The following is a 22,519-nucleotide window of genomic DNA, read 5'->3' on the forward strand; positions in this document are numbered from 1 at the left end:
GCGCGCGGGCGGCTTGAACGAATCCCGCGACGCAGGCCGGGCCGGATTTGCCTGCGTCGAAACGAAAAACCCGCCTTGCGGCGGGTTTTTCGTGGGTGCAGGCCGGACTGCGGCCTACGCCTCGGGAGGCAGGGCCAGGATCAGACCTGCATCGCCTTGGCCACTTCCGCGGCGTAGTCCTCGACCACCTTCTCGATGCCTTCGCCCACGACCAGACGGGTCATGCTGACCACGTCGGCGCCGGCGGCCTTGACCGCCTGCTCGACGGTCTGGTCCGAGTTCAGCACGTACGGCTGGCCGTACAGGGTGACCTCGTTGACGATCTTGGCGATCTTGCCGCTGATGATCTTCTCCAGGATGTCGGCCGGCTTGGCCTTGTCCTTGTCCGACATCTTGGCCAGCTCGATTTCCTTTTCCTTGGCCACGAACTCGGCCGGGACGTCGGAAGCCTTGATGTGCGGCGGGTTCATCGCCGCGACGTGCATCGCGATGCCGCGCGCCAGCTCGGCGTCGCCGCCCTTGAGCTCGATCAGCACGCCGATCTTGCCTCCGTGCACGTAGGCGGCGATGTTGTTGGCGCTTTCCAGGCGGACCATGCGGCGCACCTGCAGGTTCTCGCCGACCTTGGCGATGACCGCGGCGCGGGTTTCCTCGACGGTCTCGCCGCTCGGCAGCTTGGCGGCCTTCAGGGCGTCCACGTCGGCGGCGCCGGAGGTCAGGGCGATCTGGGCGACGGCGTCGGTGAAGGCCAGGAAGTTGCTGTCCTTGGCGACGAAGTCGGTTTCCGAGTTGATCTCGACCAGCACGGCCTTGCCGCCGTCCTGGGCGACCGCGATGCGGCCTTCGGCGGCGACGCGGTCGGCCTTCTTCTCGGCCTTGACGGCGCCGGACTTGCGCAGCCACTCGACGGCGGCTTCCAGGTCGCCGTTGGTTTCGGTCAGGGCCTTCTTGCACTCCATCATGCCGGCGCCGGTGCGCTCGCGGAGTTCCTTGACCAGGGAAGCGGTGATTTCAGCCATGAGATTACCTCGGGTATTCGTGTGGCTCGTTGCAGGAGCGGCGTAAGCCGCGACGAATCGAGTCGACGCAATGCGCGAAATCGGCCGGAGCGATGGTGTTCGGCCAGCCTTTCGCTCCGATTCGCGCGCAAGGACCGGATGGGGCCCTCGATGGTTCGCGCGCGGAGCTTCGTTCGTCGCGGCTTACGCCGCTCCTGCAGGAGCGGGATGCGGGTGTCGCAGCCGCGCAGTGTCGCGCGGCTGCATGACGGTGCGGCGACTGCCGGCCGATTACTCGGCGGCAGCGGCGTCCGGCTTGGCGGCGGCCGGAGCGGCAGCGGGCTTCTTGGCCGGAGCGCGGCCGCGCGGAGCCTTGCGGTCGTCCTTGCCGGCTTCTTCGCTGCCGGCTTCGGCGGCGGCGAACTCTTCCTCGCGCACGCCACCGGCGCTCGGCGCAGCGGCCTTGCCTTCCAGCACGGCGTCGGCGGCGGCGCGGGCGTACAGCTGCACGGCGCGGATGGCGTCGTCGTTGCCCGGGATGGCGTAGTCGACCAGTTCCGGGTTGTAGTTGGTGTCGACCACGGCGATGACCGGGATGCCGAGCTTCTTGGCTTCCTTGATCGCGATGTCTTCATGACCGATGTCGATCACGAACAGCGCGTCGGGCAGACGGTTCATGTCCTTGATGCCGCCCAGCGAGGCTTCCAGCTTGTCGCGCTCGCGGCGCAGGCCCAGCACTTCGTGCTTGACCATCTTCTGGAAGGTGCCGTCGGTTTCGCCGGCTTCCAGTTCCTTCAGGCGCGAGACCGACTGCTTGACGGTGCGGAAGTTGGTCAGGGTGCCGCCCAGCCAGCGCTGGGTCATGAACGGCATGCCGCAACGCTCGGCTTCTTCCTTGATCGACTCGCGCGCCGAGCGCTTGGTGCCGATGAACAGGATGGTGCCGCGCTTCTGGGCGATGCCCGAGATGAAGTTCATCGCGTCGTTGAACAGCGGAACGGTCTTCTCGAGGTTGATGATGTGGATCTTGCCGCGCGCGCCGAAGATGTACGGACCCATCTTGGGGTTCCAGTAACGGGTCTGGTGGCCGAAGTGGACGCCGGCTTCCAGCATCTGACGCATGGTGATCTGGGGCATTGCAAAACTCCGAAGGCAAGGGAACCGGCGCCTTGATAGGTGTGGGCGCTGCGTCCGCGGCGAGCGCGGGCGCGTGGTTCCGGGGTTGGGCCTCCCTGTCGCTTCCGTGTCCGAACCGCTGCGGGCGGAGCTTGCGGCTCCGGCCCTGGGCGGCACCCCGGCACGGGGGATGGCGGCAGGTGTGAATTCGCCGGTGACGTCCGGCGTGGACGGCTGCGGTCGGGGCTCGGGAATGAGCGGCCCGGTCGCAGAGCCGCGGAAGTTTAACCGCAGCGGGCGTCGCGGGCAACTTTGCGTGGGACGGGCGCTGTGCGGACCCGGGCGGGCGTCAAGCCGGGTTGACCGGTTGCCATCTCAATTCGCTGTGATACCTGCCCCAAGGGTGAGGCGCCGGTTCGAGCAGGCCGCCGCCGCGGTAGACGAAGCTGGGCAAGTCCTGTCCGTCCAGCACGCACAGGACCGTGACGCCAGGCGTCCGCGACAGGTGCCGGGCCAGGGTGTCGGCGACGCAGTAGACATAGTCGGCGGCCGCCGATTCGTTGGGGGCCGCGAGCTCGACACTTGTATAGAACGTTCCCGGCGAGCCGTCCGGAATGTAGTCGCCTTCGTCCTGGATCCCGCGTTCGCGGCAGAAATCCCGGGCATAGGTCACTTCGTAGGTGAAATCGTAGATTTCCAGGCGCAGGCCGAGCAGGTAGGCGAACCAGTAGCTCCGCGGGCCGGGGTTGTGGTGCGGCCAGTGTTCGATGCCGAGGATTTGCGCGGTCTGGTGCGCTACGGCTTCCGCGGTGATTTCTTCCAGGTGCAGGGTAACGCTGGCCATGAGGTCGTCCATGAAGCGGGCGGAAGGGAGCGAGGGGGCTGGTCGTTGCGGGCAACGGCGATCCGGGCGTGCGACGGCTTTGCGGTCTCTTTTTCGTGTGAGATCGTTTCAATCCCCCCGTCCCGGCACGCTGCGGACCGTACGGTGCGGTGATCCCGACAGCCTGAATGAGCGATAATGCCGACATGGCCATTTCCATCAAGACCCCCGAAGACATCGAGAAGATGCGCGTCGCCGGCCGCCTGGCCGCCGAGGTGCTCCAGGTCGTCGCTCCTTACGTCAAGCCGGGCGTGAGCACCGGCGAGCTGGACCGCATCTGCTACGACCATATCGTCAACGTGCAGAAGGCGATCCCGGCCAACGTCGGCTACAAGGGATTTCCCAAGACCGTGTGCACCTCGGTCAACAACGTCATCTGCCACGGCATCCCCAGCGACACGAAAATCCTCAAGGACGGCGATATCGTCAATATCGACGTCACCGTGATCAAGGATGGCTGGCACGGCGACACCAGCCGCATGTATTTCGCCGGCACGCCTTCGGTCATGGCCAAGCGCCTGGTCGAGGTGACCCGCGAGGCGATGTTCCGCGCGATCCGCTTCGTCAAGCCGGGCGCCACCCTCGGCGACATCGGCCACATCATCCAGACCTACGCCGAGGCCGAGCGCTTCAGCGTGGTGCGCGATTACTGCGGCCACGGCATCGGCCGGGTCTACCACGAAGAGCCGCAGGTGCTGCACGTGGGCCGCGCGGGCGAGGGCATCAAGCTGGTTCCCGGCATGACCTTCACCATCGAGCCGATGATCAACGAAGGCACCTACCGGCATAAGACCCTGCCGGACGGCTGGACCGTGGTGACCAAGGACCGCAAGCTGTCGGCGCAGTGGGAGCACACCGTCGCGGTGACCGAAGACGGGGTCGAAATCCTGACCCGCGTGCCCGGCGACGACAACGACCTATGACCGGCCCCGTCGCCGACGAACGCTCGGCGACGCCCGCGGCGGCGGCCGAGGCCGCCGCTGACGCCGCGCCCGGCAGTCCCGCCGCGATCCGCGCCGCGCTCGCGGCGGTGGACGCCGCGCTGGCCGAGCGCTTCGACAACGGCGGCGACGCCGACATCGACAAACTGCTGCGCGCGCGCGCCGACGCGGTCGACGCGCAGGTGCGCGCGGCCTGGCGCGCCTGCATCGCCAGCGACGCGCCGCTGGCGCTGTTCGCGGTCGGCGGCTACGGCCGCGGCGAGCTGTTCCCGCAGTCGGACATCGACCTGCTGGTGCTGGCCGAACCCGAAGCCCAGGCGGCGCAGGCCGAGCACTTGGGCTGCTTCTTCGCCAGCCTGTGGGACGCCGGCCTGCCGGTCGGCCACGCGGTGCGTTCGGCCGCGCAATGCACCGAAGCCGGCAGCGACCTGACCGTGCTGACCGCGATGCTGGAGGCGCGCCCGATCGCCGCCGATGCGGTCGCGCGCATGGCCTTGCAGGCGGCGATCGCGCCGTCGCAAGTGTGGCCGGCACGCGAGTTCTTCCTCGCCAAGCGCGACGAACTGCGCCAGCGCCACGCGCGCTACGGCGACACCGCCGACAACCTCGAGCCCAACCTCAAGGAAGGCCCGGGCGGCATGCGCGACGTGCAGACCCTGCACTGGATGGCGCTGCGCATCATCGGCACCTCCGATCTGGAATCGCTGGTTTCCATCGGCCAGCTCGGCGCCGACGAATGGGCGACGCTGGAACGCGAGCGCCGCGCGCTGTCGCGGCTGCGCTTCGGCCTGCACCTGGTCGCGCGCAAGCGCGAGGAGCGGCTGCGCTTCGATTATCAAAAGCTGCTGGCCGAGCGCCTGGGCCACGTCGACAGCGCCGACAACCTCGCCGTCGAGCAGATGATGCAGGGCTTCTATCGCAGCGCCGCGCTGGTGCAGCGCGTCGGCGAGCGCCTGCTGCAGCGGTTCGAGGAACAGATCGAAGGCGAGGCCGCGCCGGCGCCGCTGGCCGCGCCGTTCGATGCCTTCGAACTGCGCCGCGAATACATCGCCGCGTGCGACCCGCATTGGCCCAACGACGCCTACGACGTGTTCGGCCTGTTCGCCGCCTGGGCCGCGCACGACGAGATCCGCGGCCTGCACTCGCGCACCGCGCGCGCGCTGGCCGAAGCGCTGACCAAGGTGCCGAGCTTCGATGCGGCCGAGCCGGCGCTGCGCGAGCGTTTCCTGAAAATCCTGCGCGGCCCGCATCCGGTGCACGCGCTGGAACGCATGGCGCGCCTGGGCGTGCTCGGGCGCTGGATTCCGGCGTTCTCGAAAGTCTCCGGACGCATGCAGTTCGACCTGTTCCACGTCTACACCGTCGACCAGCACACCCTGGCGGTGCTGCGCAATCTGGCGCGCTTCGCTTCCGGCGTGGCCGACGAGCGTTTCAGCATCGCCCACGAAGTGTGGCCGCGCCTGCGCAAGCCGGAACTGCTGCTGCTGGCCGGGCTGTTCCACGACATCGCCAAGGGCCGCGGCGGCGACCACTCCGAACTCGGCGGCGACGATGCGCGTGCGTTCGGCACGACCATGGGCTTGAGCGAATCCGACACTGCGCTGGTGGAGTGGTTGGTGCGCCAGCACCTGCTGATGTCGGTGACCGCGCAGAAGCAGGACATCGCCGATCCCGAGGTGATCCACCGCTTCGCCAGCAAGGTCGCCGATCGCGAGCATCTGGATCATCTGTATCTGCTGACCTGCGCCGACATCGCCGGCACCTCGCCCAAGCTGTGGAATGCGTGGAAGGACCGGCTGCTGGCCGATCTGTACACCGCCACCCGCCTGGCCTTGCGCCGCGGTCTGGAGCATCCGGTCGCGGGCGCCGAGCGCGCGGCCGAGACGCGCGAGGCCGCGCACGCGATGCTTGCCGCGTTCGGCGCGCGCGATGAGGACATCGCCGCGCTGTTCGCGCGCATGCCGCAGATCGCGTTCCAGCGCGGCCGGCCCGACCAGATCGCGTGGCAGGCGGCGTCCTTGCGCGGCGTCGCGCTCGGCGACACCCGGGTGCGCGCGCGGCCGGTCAGCGCGCACGGCGGCGCCCATGCCGGCGCGCTGGAAGTGTTCGTGCATTCGCCCGACCGCGACGGCCTGTTCGCGGCGATCGTCGCCACGCTCGACCGGCTCGGCCTGGCGATCCAGCAGGCGCGCGTGCTCGACGGCCCGCACAACGCGATCTTCGACACCTTCGAAGTGGTGCCGACCGATCCGCGCCAGCCGCCCAGCGCCGAGGACGTCGAGCGCCGGCTGGCCGCGGCGCTGGCCGGGCCGCTGGAGAAGATCCGCCCGGCGCGGCGCGCCCAGCCGCGTCATCTGCGTCATTTCCGCATCGCCCCGCAGATCGAGTTTTCCGCTTATCACAAAGACGACCAGGCGCGGCCGCGGACCATGCTGAGCCTGGTCTGCACCGACCGCCCGGGGCTGCTGGCCGATGTCGCCCAGACCCTGCGCCGGCAGAACCTGCGCGTCTACGACGCGCGCATCGCCACCTTCGGCGAGCGCGCCGAGGACGTATTCCAGATCACCGACGAGCGCGACCTGGCGCTCGACGAAACGCAACAGCAGGCCCTGCGCGATGCGCTGCTGGCCTGCCTCGAAGGAGAAAGCCGATGAGTCCCGCCCCCAAGAAGACGACCAAGAAGGCCGCCAAGTCGGTCAAGAAGAAGCCCGAGGCGCCGGGCGCCGACGAACTCAAGTTCATGATCGACAGCGCCTTCGAGCGCCGCACCATGCTGACCCCGGACGAGGTCGAAGGCTCGACCCGGCCGACCGTGGAGCGGGTGATCTCGGGCCTGGAGCAGGGCGAGTTCCGCGTCGCCGAGCCGGACGGCAAGGGCGGCTGGAAGGTCAACGAGTGGCTCAAGAAGGCGGTGCTGCTGTACTTCCGGGTCAACGACATGCAGGTGGTCGAGGCCGACCCGGCGCCGTTCTGGGACAAGGTGCCGGCGCGCTTCGAAGGCTTTGGGGAAGCCGATTTCCGCAAGCTCGGCGCGCGCGTCGTGCCCGGCGCGATCGCCCGCCGCGGCGCCTACATCGGCAAGGACGTGGTGCTGATGCCGAGCTTCGTCAACATCGGCGCGCACGTCGGCGAAGGCACCATGGTCGACACCTGGGCCACGGTCGGCTCGTGCGCGCAGATCGGCAAGCACTGCCACCTGTCCGGCGGCGCCGGCATCGGCGGCGTGCTGGAACCGCTGCAGGCCTCGCCGACCATCATCGAAGACCACTGCTTCATCGGCGCACGTTCGGAAGTGGTCGAAGGCTTCGTCGTCGGCCACCACAGCGTGATCGGCATGGGCGTGTTCCTGGGCCAGAGCACCCGCGTCTACAATCGTGCCACCGGCGAGATTTCTTACGGCTACGTGCCGCCGTACAGCGTGGTCGTATCCGGCCAACTGCCGGCCAAGGACGGATCGCATTCGCTGTATTGCGCGGTGATCGTCAAACAGGTGGATGCGAAGACGATGTCCAAGACCAGCATCAACGAACTGCTGCGCGGCCTGGCGGACTGAGCATGAGCGCGCCCGCGGCGTCGAGCCTGTCCAACGCGTTCATGACCCGGCTGGTGAAAAAGCCGTTCCCGGGCATGGCCCTGGCCGTGCTCGGGGCGATGCTGGTGGGCGGCGTCTTCAGCCGCCCCCTGCAGCCGGCGAGCGTGATCGTCGCTTTGGCGCTGGTCGCATTGACGGTGCTGATCCAAAGAGCGATGGCCCGGCATCTGGCCGACGAGGTCATCGACGGCGGCGAGTATCTGCTGGTGCGTTGCGACGGGATCGAAGAAAAGGTGATGCTGCGCGATGTGGCAGCGGTGCGCCGCGGCTTCGGCAACAATCCCGAGCGTCTGATCCTGACGCTGCGCCGGCCGGGGCGGCTAGGCGACACGATCGCGTTCATTCCCAAGGGTATTCGATGGTTTCCCTACGTCGAGCATCCGCTGGCTTATGAGCTCAGGACGCGCGCGCAGCTATTGCGCTTGCACGCCTGAGTCGGCGGACATGCGCCGGCTGCCATCGTCGCGAGCGCCTGCTTGCGCCGGTCGAAAAGGTCGATCTGCGATGACCATGTTGTGCGGCCTCTACAACTGCGGCGCCTGCAAGCAAGCCCGCGAGCGAATCGGGCTGCGGAGGCAGGCATGAGCGAGGACAGCGGAACTTCCGCGCACGATGATGTGCCTGCGCGCCGCGATGTGATCTCCAGCCGCACGGTGGTTTGGTACAAGACCGTTTATCTGGTCGTGTTTCCCGTGCTGGGTTTGCTCGCGATCGTGGCGATGTTGTTCGCGAGTGTCGCCTGGCCGTTCTTGCTCGGCGCTGCGATCGGACTGCCGTTGGTCTACGGGTTCTGTTACTTCTTTCTGATCGATCTGGCCGATGAAGTGGTCGATCTTGGCAATCGCATAAGCGTGCGGCGCGGCGGCAAGGTCGAAGAGGTCTTGCTCGACAACGTGCGCTCGGTGCAGTTCGATCTGTCTTCCAATCCATCGCGCGTGGTCTTGTGGCTGAGCCGGGGTTCGCGGCGATTCGGCGACCGGGTTACATTTATCCCGCGTAGCGACCCGAGCCTGAATCTGCTCCGGGAGAATCAGGTCGTGGCCGATCTGAAGAGCCGCGTCGCCCGCCGTGCGCACCCGCGCTGATGCGCGATTTTTCCGTTCTTAGCCGAGTCGAACCATGACCACTCTCTACGGCCTCAACAACTGCGACACCTGCAAGAAAGCGCGCAAGTGGCTCGACCGCTTCGGCGTCGCCCACACGTTCGTCGACTACCGCGACAATCGTCAGTCGCCGGAAACGCTGATCGAGTGGAAGACCCAGCTTGGCGGTTGGGAAGCGCTGATCAACAAGTCCTCGACCACCTGGCGCACGCTGGCGCCGAACCGCAAGGAGCCGGCGTCGGATGCGGAGTGGAAGCTGCTGCTCAAGGAATACCCGCAGCTGATCCGCCGGCCGGTGGTGGTTACCGACGACGGCAAGGTGACCCAGGGTTTCAGCGACAACGGGTTCAAGCAGCGTTTCGGGATCGGCGCGTGAGCGCGACCGGTGCGCCGAGCGAGGTGCTGGCGCTGACCTGCGAGCTGATTTCGCGGGCGTCGGTGACGCCTGCGGACCTGGGCTGCCAGGAACTGATCGCGCAGCGTCTGCAGCGCGCGGGCTTCGTCTGCGAGCATCTGCGTTATGGCGAGGTCGACAATTTGTGGGCCACGCACGGCGACGGCGACGGGCCGACCTTGGTATTGCTCGGCCACACCGACGTGGTGCCGTCCGGGCCGGTGGAGAGTTGGGCCAGCGATCCGTTCGTGCCGCAGATCCGCGACGGCGTGCTGTACGGCCGCGGCGCGGCCGACATGAAGGGCAGCGTGGCCGCGTTCGTGGTCGCGCTGGAACGCTTCGCCGCGGCGCATCCGCACCATCGCGGCCGGGTCGCGCTGCTGCTGACTTCGGACGAAGAAGGCGACGCCATCGACGGCGTGCGCCGCGTCGCCGAGACCTTCCGCGCGCGCGGCGAGCGCATCGACTGGTGCGTGACCGGCGAGCCTTCGTCCACGCGCAAACTCGGCGATCTGCTGCGCGTGGGGCGTCGCGGCACCTTGTCGGCGACGCTCAAGGTGATCGGCGTGCAGGGCCACGTCGCCTATCCGGACAAGGCGCGCAATCCGATCCACCAGGCGATGCCGGCGCTGTCGGAACTGGCGGCGCGGCGCTGGGACGAGGGCTACGAGACCTTCCCGCCGACCTCGTTGCAGATCAGCAATATCCACGCCGGCACCGGCGCCAACAACGTGATCCCGGGCGAGCTGCAGGTATTGTTCAACCTGCGCTACAACCCGAGCTGGAACGCCGAGCGGCTGGAGCGCGAGTGCGAGGCGATCCTGCGCGCGCACGGGCTGGAGTACGACATCGCCTGGTTCCGCGGCGGCGAACCGTTCTACACCCCCGAAGGCCCGCTGCGCGCAGCCGCGCGCGAGGTGCTGGCACGCTTCGCCGGCGCGGCGCCGGAGGAGAGCACCGGCGGCGGCACCTCGGATGCGCGCTTCATCGCGCCGCTGGGCGCGCAGAGCATCGAGATCGGGCCGGTCAACGCGAGCATCCACAAGGTGGACGAGAATGTCGCGGTGGCGGATCTGGAGGCGTTGCCGGATTTGTATCTGGCCTTGATCGAACGCTTGATGCGCTGAACGTGGTTTCACCCGCGCCCTGTAGGAGCGGCGCGAGCCGCGACTGCGACAACGCAGTTACGTCGAAAGTTGCGTCGTAGTTGTGTTGTCGCGGTCGCGGCTCGCGCCGCTCCTACAGGTAGCTGTCGAGGCGGCGCGGGCGCGGGTTACTTCGCGTTCGCCGGCTCCAGGGTCATCGTGTACTTCGCCGGACCCGGCAGGAACGGCGTCGGCCGGCCGTGCACCCAGTCGTCGTGGCCGGCGCCCCAGAACGGCGACAGCGGGTGGCCGCTCTGGCCGCCGGGCATGTGCACGATGCCGTCGGCCTCGTGGCCGGGCGACACCACCATGCGTTCGGACGCGCCGAAGTTCGGCCGCTGCACGCGCGGCATCGCCGCGTCGCCCGGCAACTGGTCCGGCGGCATGCACAGCGCGCGGCGAGCGAAGCCGGGCAGGGCCGAGGCCAGCGGATGGCAGATCGACGCGGTGTTGTGCTCGCCCCAGGTGCGCTGCGCCAGTTGCGCGGCGGCGTCGGCGCCGGGTTTCACGCCCAGGCCGTCCAGCGCGTCCTGCGCGGCGTGTTCGAGCAGGCCGTCCCACGACTCTTCGTTGCGCGGCAGCAGGTGCGCGGGGCGCTGGGTCAGCAGCGGCCAGATCACGCCTTCCATCTGCTTGAGGTCGGGCATTTCGAACTGCGCGCCCAGCGCAGACTGCGCCGGCGCGGTCAGGCCGTTGGCGATGCGGGTGAACACCGCGCGGCGCCAGTCGCGGACCAGGCGATAGCTCACCGAGCCCGGCTCGGCGCGGCCTTCCCAGCGCCTGGACGCCTGCGCCAGCGCGGCCAGCGCGGGCCGGTCCTTGCGCTGCGCGGCCTGGCCGCCTTCGCTCTGCAGCAGGTCCCACCAGTGCTTGAGGAACAGCGCGCGGTCGTCGAGCTGGATCGCCAGCAGGTCGCGTTCGTCGAAGCGCTGCTTGGCGAACAGTCCGTCGCGGATCTGCCCGGCGCGCGCGCCGAGCACGTAATCGCCCTGGCCGATGCGTTCGAGTTCCAGGCCTTCGAGCGTGCGCGTGTTCGCGGTCCACAGCCGGCCCGACGGCGGCGCCACCAGGCTCGGCGCGTCGGCGGTCTGGATCGCCCACGGCGGGCAGGTCGGCGCCGGCAGCGCGCGGCCGGCGGCGTCGGCGTTTTCGACCAGGGCCTCGGTGGAGCAGGCGCCTTCGCGCTCGGGAATCGGGCCGAGCAGGCGCCAGGCGATCTTGCCGTCGCGGTCGCCGACTACCAGGTTCTGCACTGGCAGGGCGACGCCGCGCGCGACTTGCAGCGCGTCGTCGACCGAGCGCGCGCGCAGCAGACCGGTCAGGCCCAGGTTGAGCGCGCCCGGCAGGTGCGCGCTCCAGCGCAGCGCCAGCGCGCTGCCGTCGGGGTTGTCGTGCAGCAGCGGGCCCCACGCGGTTTCGCGCACCAGCAGCTTCTCCGGCGCGCGACCGGCGACGGCGATGGATTCCTCGAAGGTCTTCAGGCCCGCGCAGGCGCCGGGCTTGGCGTCGCTCGCGCAGCCGGGCTGCAGCGACCAGTCGGCCCAGTCGCCGTAGCTGTTGGTGAAGGCCCAGGCGACGTGGCCGTTGCTGCCGACCACCACCGCCGGCAGGCCGGGCAGGGTGAAGCCGGCGGCATCGGTCTTGCCGCCGGGCGCCTGCGGGTCCGGATAGCGCAGGCGCGCGCGGAACCAGATGTTGGGCGCGCGCAGGCCCAGGTGCATGTCGTCGGCGACGATGGCGCGGCGGTCCTTGGTCAGGCTGCCGGCGACGGCGAAGTTGTTGCTGCCGATTTCGTCGAGGAACGGCAGCGGCACCAGCGTGCCCGGCGGCGGCGCGGGCAGCTTGCGCAGGTCGAGCTGGTCGGGGCCCGGCAGCGCGGCGTCGCCGAACGGCGCGCCGTACAGCGGCGCGTCCCAGGTGCTGCCGGGATTGGTCAGCAGCGCGAACAACGCCGGCGGCACGTGCGGCTGGATCCGCCACAGCGCCAGCTCGCGCGCGTTGTCGCCGCCTTGCAGGTCGAAATACATGGCGTAACCGACCAGGGCCGAGTCCGCCGTCGTCCACGGTTGCGGATCGGCGCGTAGCAACAGATACGGCCAGGGCTTGCGCGACAGCCCGTTCAAGCCGGCGTTGACGCCGTCGGTGTAGGCCTGCAGCAGCGCGGCCTGATCGCCTTCGAACGCGGCCAGCTCGGCCTGCACCCGCGCGCGCAGGCGGTGCACGCGATGGCGGCGGTCGTAATCGAGCGCGCGTTCGCCGAACAGCGCCGACAGCTCGCCGGCGGCGGTGCGGCGCAGCAGGTCCATCTCGAAATAGCGCTCCTGGCCGTGCACGTAGCCGAGCGCGCGCATCGCATCGATCTGGCTGGCCGCGTCGATGGTGACCACGCCGATCGCGTCGCGCTGGACCTGAGCCGGCGCCGACAGTCCGCTCAGCGCGGGCGTGCCTTGCAGTTGCGGGAGACTGCCGCGCAGCAACCACCAGGCGCCGCCGGCAAGGAGCAGGAACAGGCAAAACAGCGCGAGTACGACGCGCTTGATCCATTTGGCCATGAGGGTCCTCCGTTGCTCGCGAGCTTAGCCGATGCGGGTGCGTATGCGGTGCCGCGCCGTACCGGCAGCGCCGTCTCATGGAACCGGCTCGATGGGGCTGCAGCTGTTTTGTGGGAGGGCCTTCAGGCCCGAAGCTCTTCTTTCGGATCGCCGCGATCTGAGACAAAGGCATCGGGCCTGAAGGCCCTCCCACAACCGCGCGCCCGAACGCAGCCAAAGCGAGGCGGCCGCCGCCGATTCGACCGGCGGCGCTTGCATCCGGCCCGAACCTCAAGCAGGATCGGCCCATGACCTCCCGCTTCGCCACCGCCGAATTCCGCCGCGCCGCTTCCGCCGGCCGCGCGCGCGAGGCCGTGTCGAACCTGGGCGCCAACAACAATAACCGCAATAACGCCAGCCTCCCGCGGGCCGGCGATTAGCGCGCGCAACACACGCTAAATCGCTCACGAAGCCCGCGCCGACCAGCGCGGGCTTCGTCGTTTCAGGCCTTCGAAATCCCAACCCATCGCTGCAACCTTCCTGGAGATTCCCCGATGTGCTCGATCCTCGGCTTGTTCGACCTGCGCGCCGGCGCCGACCTGCGCCCGCTCAGGCCCCTGGCGTTGTCGCTGTCGGCGCGACAACGCCACCGCGGCCCCGACTGGTCCGGCGTGCACGCCGAACCGCGCGCGATCCTGGTGCACGAGCGTCTGGCCATCGTCGATCCCAGCGGCGGCTCGCAGCCGCTGCGCTCGGCCGACGGCGAACTGGCGCTGGCGGTCAACGGCGAGATCTACAACCACCGCGAACTCGAGCAGCAGCTCGCCCAGCCCTATGCGTTCCAGACCAAGTCCGACTGCGAAGTGGTCAACGCGCTCTATCGCGAAGGCCTGGAGCCGGCCGAGCTGCTGAACCGCCTCAACGGCATCTTCGCTTTCGCCCTGTGGGACAGCGCGCGCGGGCGCTACCTGATCGCGCGCGATCCGATCGGCGTGTGCCCGCTGTACTGGGGCCACGACGCCGACGGCCGCCTGTGGGTGGCCTCGGAAATGAAGGCGCTGGCGCGGCTGTGCGACGACGTCGCGCCGTTCCCGCCCGGCCACTACTACGACAGCGACGTCGGCGCGCCGGTGAAGTATTACCAGCGCCCGTGGCGCGACTACGACGCGGTGCAGGGCGTGGAAGCCGACAAGCGCGAACTGCGCGAAGCGTTCGAGCGCGCCGTGCACCGGCAGATGATGAGCGACGTGCCCTACGGCGTGCTGCTGTCCGGCGGCCTGGATTCCTCGCTGGTCGCCGCCTGCGCGGCGCGCTTCGCCCGCCGCCGGATCGAGGAGGACGACCAGTCCGAAGCCTGGTGGCCGCGCCTGCATTCCTTCGCCATCGGCCTGGACGGCTCGCCCGACCTGGCCGCGGCCGAAATCGCGGCGCAGGCGCTGGGCACCGTGCACCACGGCTTCACCTACACCTTCGAGGAAGGCCTGGACGCGTTGCCGGACGTGATCGCCCACATCGAGACCTACGATGTCACCACCATCCGCGCCTCCACGCCGATGTTCCTGCTGGCGCGGCGGATCAAGGCGATGGGGGTGAAGATGGTGCTCTCGGGCGAGGGCAGCGACGAGATCTTCGGCGGCTATCTGTATTTCCACAAAGCGCCCAACGCGCGCGAGTTCCACGAAGAGCTGGTGCGCAAGCTCGACGCGCTGCACAGCTTCGACTGCCTGCGCGCGAACAAGTCGATGATGGCCTGGGGCGTGGAGCCGCGGGTGCCGTTCCTGGACGTGGAGTTCCTGGACGCGGCCATGCGCATCGACGCGAGCGCCAAGATGGTCGACAAGGCCGCCGGCAAGATCGAGAAGTCGATCCTGCGCGAAGCGTTCGAAGGCTATCTGCCCGATTCGATCCTGTGGCGGCAGAAGGAGCAGTTCAGCGACGGCGTCGGCTACGGCTGGATCGACGGGCTCAAGGCCCATGCCGAGGCCCAGGTCAGCGACCGCGACCTCGCCGCGGCGGCGGTGCGCTTCCCGATCAACACCCCGCAGACCAAAGAAGCGTATTACTACCGCAGCATCTTCGAGCGCCACTTTCCCGGCGACGCTTGCGCCAACACAGTCCCGGGCGGCAAGTCGATCGCCTGCTCTTCGCCGGCGGCGATCGCCTGGGACGCGGCCTTCGCCAACGCGGCCGATCCGTCGGGGCGCGCGGTGGCGGGAGTGCATCAGGCGGCGTTGGCCTGAGGCGGGCGTTGCGGGCGTCGTCGCGGCCGCTGGCTGCGACGGCGCGAACCCGGCTTACAGGCCGCAACCGTCCCAGTTGCGGGTGAAGGTCTTGGTTTCGATCGCCGCGCTGCCCGGGCACTGCACGCTGACCCGGGCGGTGGCGAGCAGTTTGCAACCGGCGTTCTTGAACACCACGGTGCCGACTTGCACCGGCTCGCCCGAGTAGCTGTCGTAACCGTCGCGCTCGCGGCTGTCGACGACCCAGTTCGGGTGCACGTCGCTGCGGCTGGAGACTTCGACTTCGACCAGGTAGTAGGCCGGATTCGGGAACGAGCCGTGCGCGAACGGATGACGCACGACGCCGGCTTCGCCGCGCACGCCGGCCGTGGTCGCGGTTTCGTAGAAGGTGTGCTTCATCTGAGCGCTGTACTTGCCGTTGCACACGGACGCGTTCTGCCAGTCGCTCGGCGGCGGCGATGCGAGCGCGGCCAGCGGCAGGGCGGCCAGGAGCGCGGCAAGCATGGGGAGGGTACGGATAAGGCGCATGGGATGTCCCTGAGTGTGGTGATCGGGTCCGCGCCCGGCCGCCGGCTGCACCGGGGCCGAACGCGGGACCGCCGCCGCAAGCGATGCGGGGGCTGTTACCTGACTCGCAAACTCCAGGGAAAACGGCTCACGCCGCCCAGGTTGTTCCGCGTTGTTCAGTCCGCCAGCGGATAACGCCGGCAATCGAACCATTGCACGCCCGCGCCGCGGGTCTGGCGCAGCACCCACGGCAGCGCCGTGCGCGCCTTGTCGTGGATGTCGTGGAACAGGATCGTGCCGTGCCGCCACAGCAGCATCAGGCTCAGCAGCCGGCCCTGGACCTGGCCGGCATCGACCTTGGCGTTCCAGTCCTGCGAGTCGATGGTCCACAGCGCCACGCGCAGGCCTTGTTCGCGGAAGAATTCGCCGCTGTCGGCGCGGCGCTGGCCGTAGGGCGGGCGGAACAGCGGGCGGTACAGCGCGCCGGTCTCGCTCCGCACCAGCGCATTGCTGCGGATCACCGAGTCCTGCCACTGGGGCCAGCGCGAATGCGATTGATGCTGCCAGCCGTGCGAGGCCACGCACATGCCGGCATAGGTCTTGGCCGGCGCTTCGGCCGCCAGTCGCGGTTGCAATCGCTCGCCGAGCACGAAGAAGGTCGCGTTGAGCTTGTGCTCGCGCAGGGTGCGCAGCAACGCGTCGGTGCTGCCGCCGGGCGCGGTCGGGCCGTCGTCGAAGGTCAGCAGGAACTGGCGGTCGGGCAGCTCGCTGCCGTCGACTTCCTGCGCCGAATAGGTGTCGATCTCGCTGCTGGTGCGCGGGAACAACGCGGCCAGGCGCAATTGTTCGTCGAGGTAGATGCGGTGGAAACGCGCCGCATCGCTGCGCCACGCGGCGAACGCGGGCGTGGGCGCGGCGTCGAAGCCGGCGGCGAGCTTGCGCAGCGCGGCGGCGTCGGCGGCCGGCGCGCAGAACGGCTCGCGCGGCGCGCAGGCGCGCGCGGCCAGCCGGTAGTTGTCGGCGAGCCGCTGCCACCAGCGCGCGCGGATCTTGTCGAGGCTGGCGCGGTCGATCTGCTTGAGCCGCAGGCGCTGCGCCAGCGCGGCGTCGTCGAGCGGTTCGGCCAGGGTCAGCTCGTGGGCGAAGGCGAGGATCTCCGCGCGCGAAGCGCGGTCGAACGCGGCCGGCGAGTCGATCGGCTGCGGCCACAGGGCGCGGTCGGCGCTGGCGATTTCGGCCGGGCCGGCGGCGTACAGCGGGGCGGCGGCGAGCAGCGCGCACAGCGCGGCGATGCTGGCGAAGGCGCGTCGGCGTCCTTGCGTGGTTTCCATCGGGTTCCTCTCCATAGGGTTCCTCGGCCTGCTCGATTCGTGCGTTGGTGCGTTAACGCGTTAGTGCGCCAGCGCATTGGTTCGTTAATGCATTGACGTATTAACGCATCAACGCATGGATGCATTCGCGCGCCACCGCGGCATCGCCGGCTTCAATAGCCGCTGACCCGCTGCAAGGCTTCGTCGTAACTCTTGTCCGGCTTCTCGCGCCGCGCCGCCAGATAGTTCGACATCGCCCGTTCGTACTGCCCGTCGAGCTCGTAGAGCTTGCCGATGTTGTAATACGCGCCGGCGCGAATGGTCGCGGCGCCCGCGCCCTTGGCCAGGGCGATGGCGCGGCGCGAGGCCCAGATCGCCTCGGCCGCGCGGCCCTTGCGCACATAGGCCAGGCCGAGGTTGCTGAAGGCCAGCGCGTAGCCGGGGTCGAGTTCGATCGCTTGCTGATAGGCGGCGATGGCGCCGACGAGGTCGCCGCTGCGGTAGGCGGTTTCGCCGCGCTGGTTGGCGGCGACTGCGTTCTCGCCCTCAGCCGCGGTAGCCGGCGCGCCCTGGCCGGGCGCGCGCGCCAGTTCCGCGCCGAGCGCGTCGGCGCTGGCGCGGCTGGCGGCGATGCGGTCGATCTCCTCGAAGCGGCCGTCGCTGTCGATGCGCAGCACCGTCCACACATTGCCGGGCTGCGCCGGCGCCGCGTAGGTACGCACCAGGGTCTGGCCGACATAGACGTAGACCCGCGCGCCGCTGCGCGCCAGCGCATCGCTGTCGGGCTGCTGGCGATGGCCGAAGTCGTGCACGGCATAGGTGTAGGTCGCACCGGGCAGGCGGCGGGCGATGGTGACGGTCTCCGGCCGGCGATGGTCGGCGGCGTCGAGGTCGAGCAGCGCGTCGGGCCCGCGCGGACGCTGGAAGTAGACATGGCGGCCGGCGTAGCTCAGGTGCGCATCCAGATCCACGCCGGGCGCGTCCCAGCTCAGCACCACGCGCAGGCCGTCGAGGCTGGCCAGCGCCGGGCTCAGCGCGTAACGCTTGCCGTCGCAGGGGCATTGCGCCAGCAGTTCGGCATAGCCCGGCTTGCGGATAGACAGGCCTGCGTCCGGGTCGCGCAGAGCGTCCGGGTCGAACGCGGCGCGGCCCTGCGCGTCGCTGGCCGCGGCCAGCGCGGCCTGGCCGTCGCGGCGCAGTTCCACACTCGCGCCTTCGATGCGCTGGTCGGCGACGGTGGCGCTGAGCACGGTGACCGCGCCCTCGGGGTCGGCGGCGCCGGCGCTCGCCGCCCAGGCCAGCAACGCGGTGGCGGCCGCACGTCGCAGCGCGGTGCGGATGGGCGCGCTGCGGATGGGCGCGGTGTGGTGGGCAGACATGCGGGCCTTGCGGTCGCGAGCGGCGGGAGCGGGGCGGGAGCGCATCGCCGCGATGATACGTGCACCGTTGCGCGCGGGCGATACGTGCTGGCGGCAGGCGCTGGCGACAGGCGCGAGCGATGCGCGCAATGCAGCGTGCGGCCCGGGTGCGCATCGCCTTGCGCCCACGCCTGCTAGGCTGTGACCCCGGCCCCCGCGGCCGGTCTGACGAACGCGAACGATGCGCCGGCGGCGCGGTAAGGGAGAGTGCGATGGCGGCCGAAGCAGCGGGGGGTAGCGAGCTGGTCAAGGTGGTGGTGCTGTTGGCGGCCGGCGTGATCGCAGTGCCGATCTTCAAGCGCATCGGCCTGGGCTCGGTGTTGGGCTATCTGGCCGCGGGCCTGTTGATCGGTCCGTTCGGATTGGGCTTCTTCGCCGATCCGCAGGCGATCCTGCACGTGGCCGAACTCGGCGTGGTGATGTTCTTGTTCATCATCGGCCTGGAGATGCGGCCCTCGCACCTGTGGAGCCTGCGCCGCGAGATCTTCGGCCTGGGCACCGCGCAGATCGCGCTGTGCTCGGCGGCGATGACCGGCGTCGGCCTGCTCGCCGGGTTTCCGCCGGTGGTGGCCTTCATCGGCGCGATGGGTTTCGTCTTGACCTCCACCGCCATCGTCATGCAGATCCTCGGCGAGCGCGGCGATCTGGCGCTGCCGCGCGGCCAGCGCATCGTTTCGATCCTGCTGTTCGAAGACCTGTTGATCGTGCCGCTGCTGGCGCTGGTGGCGCTGATGGCGCCGCCGGATCCGAACGCCGCCGCGGCCGTCGCGCATTCGCGCTGGGCCGACATCGGCATCGCCCTGGCCTCGCTGGCGGCGCTGATCGGCGCCGGCATCTGGCTGCTCAATCCGATGTTCCGCATCCTCGCCGCGGCCAAGGCGCGCGAGGTGATGACCGCGGCGGCGCTGCTGGTGGTGCTGGGCGCGGCGCTGCTGATGCAGGTCGGCGGCCTGTCGATGGCGATGGGCGCGTTCCTGGCCGGCGTGCTGCTGTCGGAATCCAGCTTCCGTCATCAGCTCGAGGCCGACGTCGAACCGTTCCGCGGCATCCTGCTCGGCCTGTTCTTCCTCAGCGTGGGCATGTCGCTGGACCTCAAGGTGGTCGCGGCCAACTGGCCGCTGATCGTCGGCGGCGTGCTCGCGCTGATGCTGGTCAAGGCGCTGTGCATCTACATCGTCGCGCGGCTGCTGAAGTCCTGCCACACCGAGTCCCTGGACCGCGCGGTGCTGATGGCGCAAGGCGGCGAGTTCGCCTTCGTGCTGTTCTCCGCCGCGGTCAACGCGCGTCTGATCCAGGCCGAGATCGGCGCCAACCTCACCGCCATCGTGGTGCTGTCGATGGTGCTCACGCCGGTGGCGATCATCGCCCTGCGCAAGCTCTCACCCAAGACCGCGCTGTCGCTGGAAGGCGTGGACGAGCCCAACGGCCTCAGCGGCAGCGTGCTGCTGATCGGCTTCGGCCGCTTCGGCCAGGTGGTGTCGCAGTCGCTGCTGGCGCGCGCGGTGGAGGTGGCGATCATCGACACCGACGTGGAGATGATCGAAAGCGCGCAGACCTTCGGCTTCAAGGTCTACTACGGCGACGGCACCCGCCTGGACGTGCTGCGCGCCTCCGGCGCGGCCACCGCTCAGTTGATCGCGATCTGCATCGACGACCGCGCCGCGGCCACCAGCACCGCCCAGTTGATCCGCCACGAGTTCCCACAGGCGCGGGTGCTGGCGCGCAGCTTCGACCGCGAGCATGCGCTGGAGCTGGTGCACGCCGGGGTCGATCTGCAGGTCCGCGAGACCTTCGAATCGGCGATGCGTTTCGGCGAAGCGGCGCTGATCGAACTGGGCGTGTCGGCCGACGATGCGGCCGAGGTGGTCGCCGACATCCGCCGCCGCGACGCCGAGCGCTTCGAGCTCGAGCTGGTCGACGGCGTGCGCGCCGGTGTGTCGCTGCTTTACGGCAACATGCAGCAGACGCCGCTGATCGCGCCCAAGCCGCGCCAGGCCCATCGCGACGACGAGGAAGAGCACGCGCCGGGCATTTCGGCGTGAGCCGGTCGCGCACGCAGGCGCTACGCACGAACGCGCCGCGTGCGGCGGGCGTGCCGGGTGCGAGCGTGCCGGGTACGAGCCGGTTGCGCGTTGGCGCGGGCCGTATGCGAAGCGCAGGCGGGCGATGAGCTTCAACCTCTGGGGCCTGCTGTTTCCGCTGCTGTTCGCGGTCGGGCTGTACGCACTGGTGCGCGCGATCGGCTCGCTGTTGCGGCTGACCGGCACCGCCGCCGTCGCGCGCGTGCCGGCGCGCAGCGGCGAGCGCCTACAGGTGCCGGCCGGGCGCTACGACCTGTGCGTGGAAGGACGCAGCTTCAGCCTCGATTTCCTCGGCGTGGACTACGCGCTGCACGAGGCCGGCGGCGAGCCGGTCCGGATACACCGCAAATACTTGAGCCGCACCAAGGTCAGCGGCTTCGGTTCCACTCGCATCAGCACGGGTTGGTTCGAACTCTCGCGCGACAGCGAACTGAGCCTGAGCGTGCAGGGCCTGTCGGCGCAGGCGCAGCAGCGTTGCTGGATCGTGGTCCAGCGGCCGATCGGCGCGGGCATCGCGATCCGCGTAGTGGCCCTGGTGCTCGGCGGATTCGCCGTCATCGGCGGCCTGGTCGGCAGCGTACACGCCTGGCTGTTGCCTTAGCCCGCCGCCATCGGCGGGCGAGACTAGCGCGCGGCGGCGCAATCCGGCGGCCAGCGCTGGTCGGCGCCGGGTTTGAGATCGATCACGAAGAACTCGCCCGACCGCGCGCCATCGGCCTGGGCGAACAGCAGCCGGTCGCCGCGCGGCGACAGCAGCGGGCTGACCTGGAAGACGTCCGCGCGCGCGGCGACCTTGCCGAGTTCGCGCCAACGTCCGTTTTCGAGCCGATAGCGGTACAGGTGAGAGCGATCGCCGCGATCGATGACCGCCACCAGTTCACGTCCGTTGCGGGAGAGTTCGGCCTCGTACTCGTTGGCCGCGCTGCTGACCGGGGCGCCGAAGTTGCGCACGCGCCAGCTGCCGTCGCGCTGCGGCGCGGCGATGTAGATATCTCCCCGGCCGAATCCGCCGGCACGGGCCGAGCCGAACAGCAGCCGGCCGTCGGCCAGCGCGCGCGGCAGCAGTTCCGACGCCGGGGAATTCACCGGCTTCGGCATTCGTACCGGCTCGCCCCAGCCATCGGCCTCGCGTTCGGCGTAGTAAATGTCGAGATCCTCGCCCTTGGGATCGTGGCGTGCGGACACGAAGTACACGCGCTTGCCGTCGGCGCTCACGAACGGATCGGCGTCGAGGCCCGGGCGCGCCGCCGCGAAGCCCGGCGGTTGCGGCGGCGACCAGCCGTCGGCGGTGCAGCGCGACTGCAGAATGCGCCACTGGGCGAAGTTGCGGTCGCTGCGCATGAAATAGAACTCGCGGCCGTCGGGCGAGAAGGTCGGCGAGGATTCGTACTCGTCGCTGGCGATGCCGGCCGGCGCCCAGCGCTGCGCCGCGCTCGGCGTGGGCGCCGCGGCGCGCGGATAGGCGAGCGCGCAGGCGCTGGCGCAAGCGGCGGCCAGGATCGCCATCGGCAGCCAGCGCACGCAGGAGAGGGCCGGCGATGGGGCCGGGACGACAGCGCGCAGCAAGCGGTGGAGACGAAGGCGAGGCATGGCGTCTGCGCAGCGGCGGTGGCGGATTCAGTCCTTGCGGCGTTGCTGGAAGCGTCGCGCCTTGGCGACGTTGCCGCAGGTCGCCATGTCGCACCAGCGCCGCCGCCCGCTCTTGGAGGTGTCGACGAACACCCAGCCGCAACCGCGCCCGTCGCACACGCGCAGCCGCTCCAGGCGCGCGTCGCGAAGCAGTTCGATGGCGAAGGCAGTGGAGACGTGGGCGATCAGGTCCAACCCCGAACGCTCGGCCGACCACTGCGTCTGCAGGCGCCCGTCGTGCGAGACCAGCCGCGCCGCGCGCGAGGCGGCCAGGCGCGCCTGGTCGAGCGCGTCGAGCTCCGCCGCGTCCGGCTCCTCGCCGGCCGCCAGCGCGTACAGCGCCACGCACAAGGTTTCGCGTAATTGCTTGCAGCGCGCCAGCGCGGCGGCGGCCTTGGCCGGCGACGCCGCGGCTTGCGCGGCCAGGGCATCCAGATCGGCCGGCGCGACCAGCGCGGCCTTGCGCGCCCAGCGCAGCAGGGCCGGGTAGCCGTCGAGCCAGTCGCGCGGCTCGGTGTCGCGCGCGGTCACGGTATTGATCAGATCCAGGGCGGGATCGCCGCCGACCAGGTCCATAGCGCGGAATTCGTGCGGTTCCAGGCGCATACGTCACCGTTGAAGTGCTTTTTTC

The 22,519-nt window shown here is 69.7% G+C and carries 20 protein-coding genes and 1 pseudogene; 11 read left to right on the top strand and 10 right to left on the bottom strand.

Annotated features, from left to right (window positions below):
- Window positions 1-140: 140 nt before the first annotated feature.
- The 3 genes from tsf to BLU84_RS10500 form a co-directional block, all read right to left on the bottom strand.
- Window positions 141-1,019: a translation elongation factor Ts gene (tsf, locus tag BLU84_RS10490; protein ID WP_074866154.1), complete on the bottom strand. Its 879-nt coding sequence runs from the start codon at window positions 1,017-1,019 to the stop codon at window positions 141-143.
- Between the two features lie 270 nt (window positions 1,020-1,289).
- Entirely contained in the window at window positions 1,290-2,135 is an 846-nt protein-coding gene (rpsB, locus tag BLU84_RS10495) for a 30S ribosomal protein S2 (protein WP_074866160.1), read from the bottom strand.
- Window positions 2,136-2,463: 328 nt separating this feature from the next.
- Window positions 2,464-2,970: a hypothetical protein gene (locus BLU84_RS10500; protein ID WP_074866162.1), complete on the bottom strand. Its 507-nt coding sequence runs from the start codon at window positions 2,968-2,970 to the stop codon at window positions 2,464-2,466.
- 173 nt (window positions 2,971-3,143) lie between these two features.
- Between BLU84_RS10500 and map the strand changes: the two genes are divergently transcribed.
- The 7 genes from map (at window position 3,144) to dapE (ending at window position 10,154) form a co-directional block, all read left to right on the top strand.
- Window positions 3,144-3,920 carry a type I methionyl aminopeptidase gene (map, locus tag BLU84_RS10505; RefSeq protein ID WP_074866165.1) on the top strand — a complete coding sequence of 259 codons (777 nt, stop codon included), beginning with the start codon at window positions 3,144-3,146 and terminating at the stop codon, window positions 3,918-3,920.
- Window positions 3,917-6,592, top strand: coding sequence for a [protein-PII] uridylyltransferase (glnD, locus tag BLU84_RS10510; protein ID WP_074866168.1), 2,676 nt, complete (start codon window positions 3,917-3,919; stop codon window positions 6,590-6,592). Before map ends, glnD begins: the two co-directional genes overlap by 4 nt.
- Window positions 6,568-7,491: a 2,3,4,5-tetrahydropyridine-2,6-dicarboxylate N-succinyltransferase gene (dapD, locus tag BLU84_RS10515; protein ID WP_425479357.1), complete on the top strand. Its 924-nt coding sequence runs from the start codon at window positions 6,568-6,570 to the stop codon at window positions 7,489-7,491. The genes glnD and dapD overlap by 25 nt, the downstream gene beginning before the upstream one ends.
- 2 nt (window positions 7,492-7,493) lie before the next feature.
- On the top strand, window positions 7,494-7,964 hold the full coding sequence (locus BLU84_RS10520; RefSeq protein ID WP_074866171.1) for a hypothetical protein: 471 nt from the start codon (window positions 7,494-7,496) through the stop codon (window positions 7,962-7,964).
- Window positions 7,965-8,111: 147 nt separating this feature from the next.
- Window positions 8,112-8,615, top strand: a complete 504-nt coding sequence (locus tag BLU84_RS10525) for a hypothetical protein (protein ID WP_074866174.1) — start codon at window positions 8,112-8,114, stop codon at window positions 8,613-8,615.
- A 34-nt stretch (window positions 8,616-8,649) separates the two neighbouring features.
- Window positions 8,650-9,009 carry a Spx/MgsR family RNA polymerase-binding regulatory protein gene (locus tag BLU84_RS10530; protein WP_074866177.1) on the top strand — a complete coding sequence of 120 codons (360 nt, stop codon included), beginning with the start codon at window positions 8,650-8,652 and terminating at the stop codon, window positions 9,007-9,009.
- The gene (dapE, locus tag BLU84_RS10535; protein WP_074866180.1) at window positions 9,006-10,154 is read left to right on the top strand and encodes a succinyl-diaminopimelate desuccinylase; all 1,149 of its coding nucleotides are present in this window, start codon (window positions 9,006-9,008) and stop codon (window positions 10,152-10,154) included. The genes BLU84_RS10530 and dapE overlap by 4 nt, the downstream gene beginning before the upstream one ends.
- Window positions 10,155-10,300: 146 nt before the next feature.
- Here the strand turns inward: dapE and BLU84_RS10540 are convergent, their stop codons facing one another.
- Window positions 10,301-12,724, bottom strand: a complete 2,424-nt coding sequence (locus tag BLU84_RS10540) for a penicillin acylase family protein (protein ID WP_074866183.1) — start codon at window positions 12,722-12,724, stop codon at window positions 10,301-10,303.
- Between the two features lie 118 nt (window positions 12,725-12,842).
- A pseudogene (locus BLU84_RS28495) lies at window positions 12,843-13,013 on the bottom strand (DUF6053 domain-containing protein); the annotation flags it as partial.
- On the opposite strand from BLU84_RS28495, the gene BLU84_RS27930 reads away from it, so the two are divergent.
- Complete coding sequence (locus BLU84_RS27930; RefSeq protein ID WP_267889178.1) at window positions 13,012-13,143, top strand: hypothetical protein; 132 nt, start codon at window positions 13,012-13,014, stop codon at window positions 13,141-13,143. The pseudogene BLU84_RS28495 and the gene BLU84_RS27930 sit on opposite strands and share 2 nt — an antisense overlap.
- Window positions 13,144-13,257: 114 nt before the next feature.
- Window positions 13,258-14,943: an asparagine synthase B gene (gene asnB, locus BLU84_RS10545; RefSeq protein ID WP_074866186.1), complete on the top strand. Its 1,686-nt coding sequence runs from the start codon at window positions 13,258-13,260 to the stop codon at window positions 14,941-14,943.
- Between the two features lie 54 nt (window positions 14,944-14,997).
- Here the strand turns inward: asnB and BLU84_RS10550 are convergent, their stop codons facing one another.
- The 3 genes from BLU84_RS10550 to BLU84_RS10560 form a co-directional block, all read right to left on the bottom strand.
- On the bottom strand, window positions 14,998-15,447 hold the full coding sequence (locus BLU84_RS10550; protein ID WP_074866189.1) for a hypothetical protein: 450 nt from the start codon (window positions 15,445-15,447) through the stop codon (window positions 14,998-15,000).
- A gap of 179 nt (window positions 15,448-15,626) precedes the next feature.
- Window positions 15,627-16,781: a polysaccharide deacetylase family protein gene (locus BLU84_RS10555; protein ID WP_074866193.1), complete on the bottom strand. Its 1,155-nt coding sequence runs from the start codon at window positions 16,779-16,781 to the stop codon at window positions 15,627-15,629.
- A gap of 152 nt (window positions 16,782-16,933) precedes the next feature.
- Window positions 16,934-18,139 (bottom strand): tetratricopeptide repeat protein, encoded by a 1,206-nt coding sequence (locus tag BLU84_RS10560; protein WP_170849138.1) that lies wholly within the window; start codon window positions 18,137-18,139, stop codon window positions 16,934-16,936.
- A 251-nt stretch (window positions 18,140-18,390) separates the two neighbouring features.
- On the opposite strand from BLU84_RS10560, the gene BLU84_RS10565 reads away from it, so the two are divergent.
- Together BLU84_RS10565 and BLU84_RS10570 are read left to right on the top strand one after the other, a co-directional pair.
- The gene (locus BLU84_RS10565) at window positions 18,391-20,220 is read left to right on the top strand and encodes a monovalent cation:proton antiporter-2 (CPA2) family protein (RefSeq protein ID WP_074866198.1); all 1,830 of its coding nucleotides are present in this window, start codon (window positions 18,391-18,393) and stop codon (window positions 20,218-20,220) included.
- A gap of 124 nt (window positions 20,221-20,344) precedes the next feature.
- On the top strand, window positions 20,345-20,860 hold the full coding sequence (locus BLU84_RS10570; protein WP_074866201.1) for a hypothetical protein: 516 nt from the start codon (window positions 20,345-20,347) through the stop codon (window positions 20,858-20,860).
- Between the two features lie 23 nt (window positions 20,861-20,883).
- Here the strand turns inward: BLU84_RS10570 and BLU84_RS10575 are convergent, their stop codons facing one another.
- Both BLU84_RS10575 and BLU84_RS10580 read right to left on the bottom strand, forming a co-directional pair.
- Window positions 20,884-21,780 (bottom strand): TolB family protein, encoded by an 897-nt coding sequence (locus BLU84_RS10575; RefSeq protein WP_170849139.1) that lies wholly within the window; start codon window positions 21,778-21,780, stop codon window positions 20,884-20,886.
- Window positions 21,781-21,876: 96 nt separating this feature from the next.
- Entirely contained in the window at window positions 21,877-22,494 is a 618-nt protein-coding gene (locus tag BLU84_RS10580; RefSeq protein ID WP_074866205.1) for a CGNR zinc finger domain-containing protein, read from the bottom strand.
- Between the last annotated feature and the right edge of the window lie 25 nt (window positions 22,495-22,519).

The sequence above is a fragment of the Lysobacter enzymogenes genome (assembly GCF_900106525.1).
GTDB lineage: Bacteria > Pseudomonadota > Gammaproteobacteria > Xanthomonadales > Xanthomonadaceae > Lysobacter > Lysobacter enzymogenes.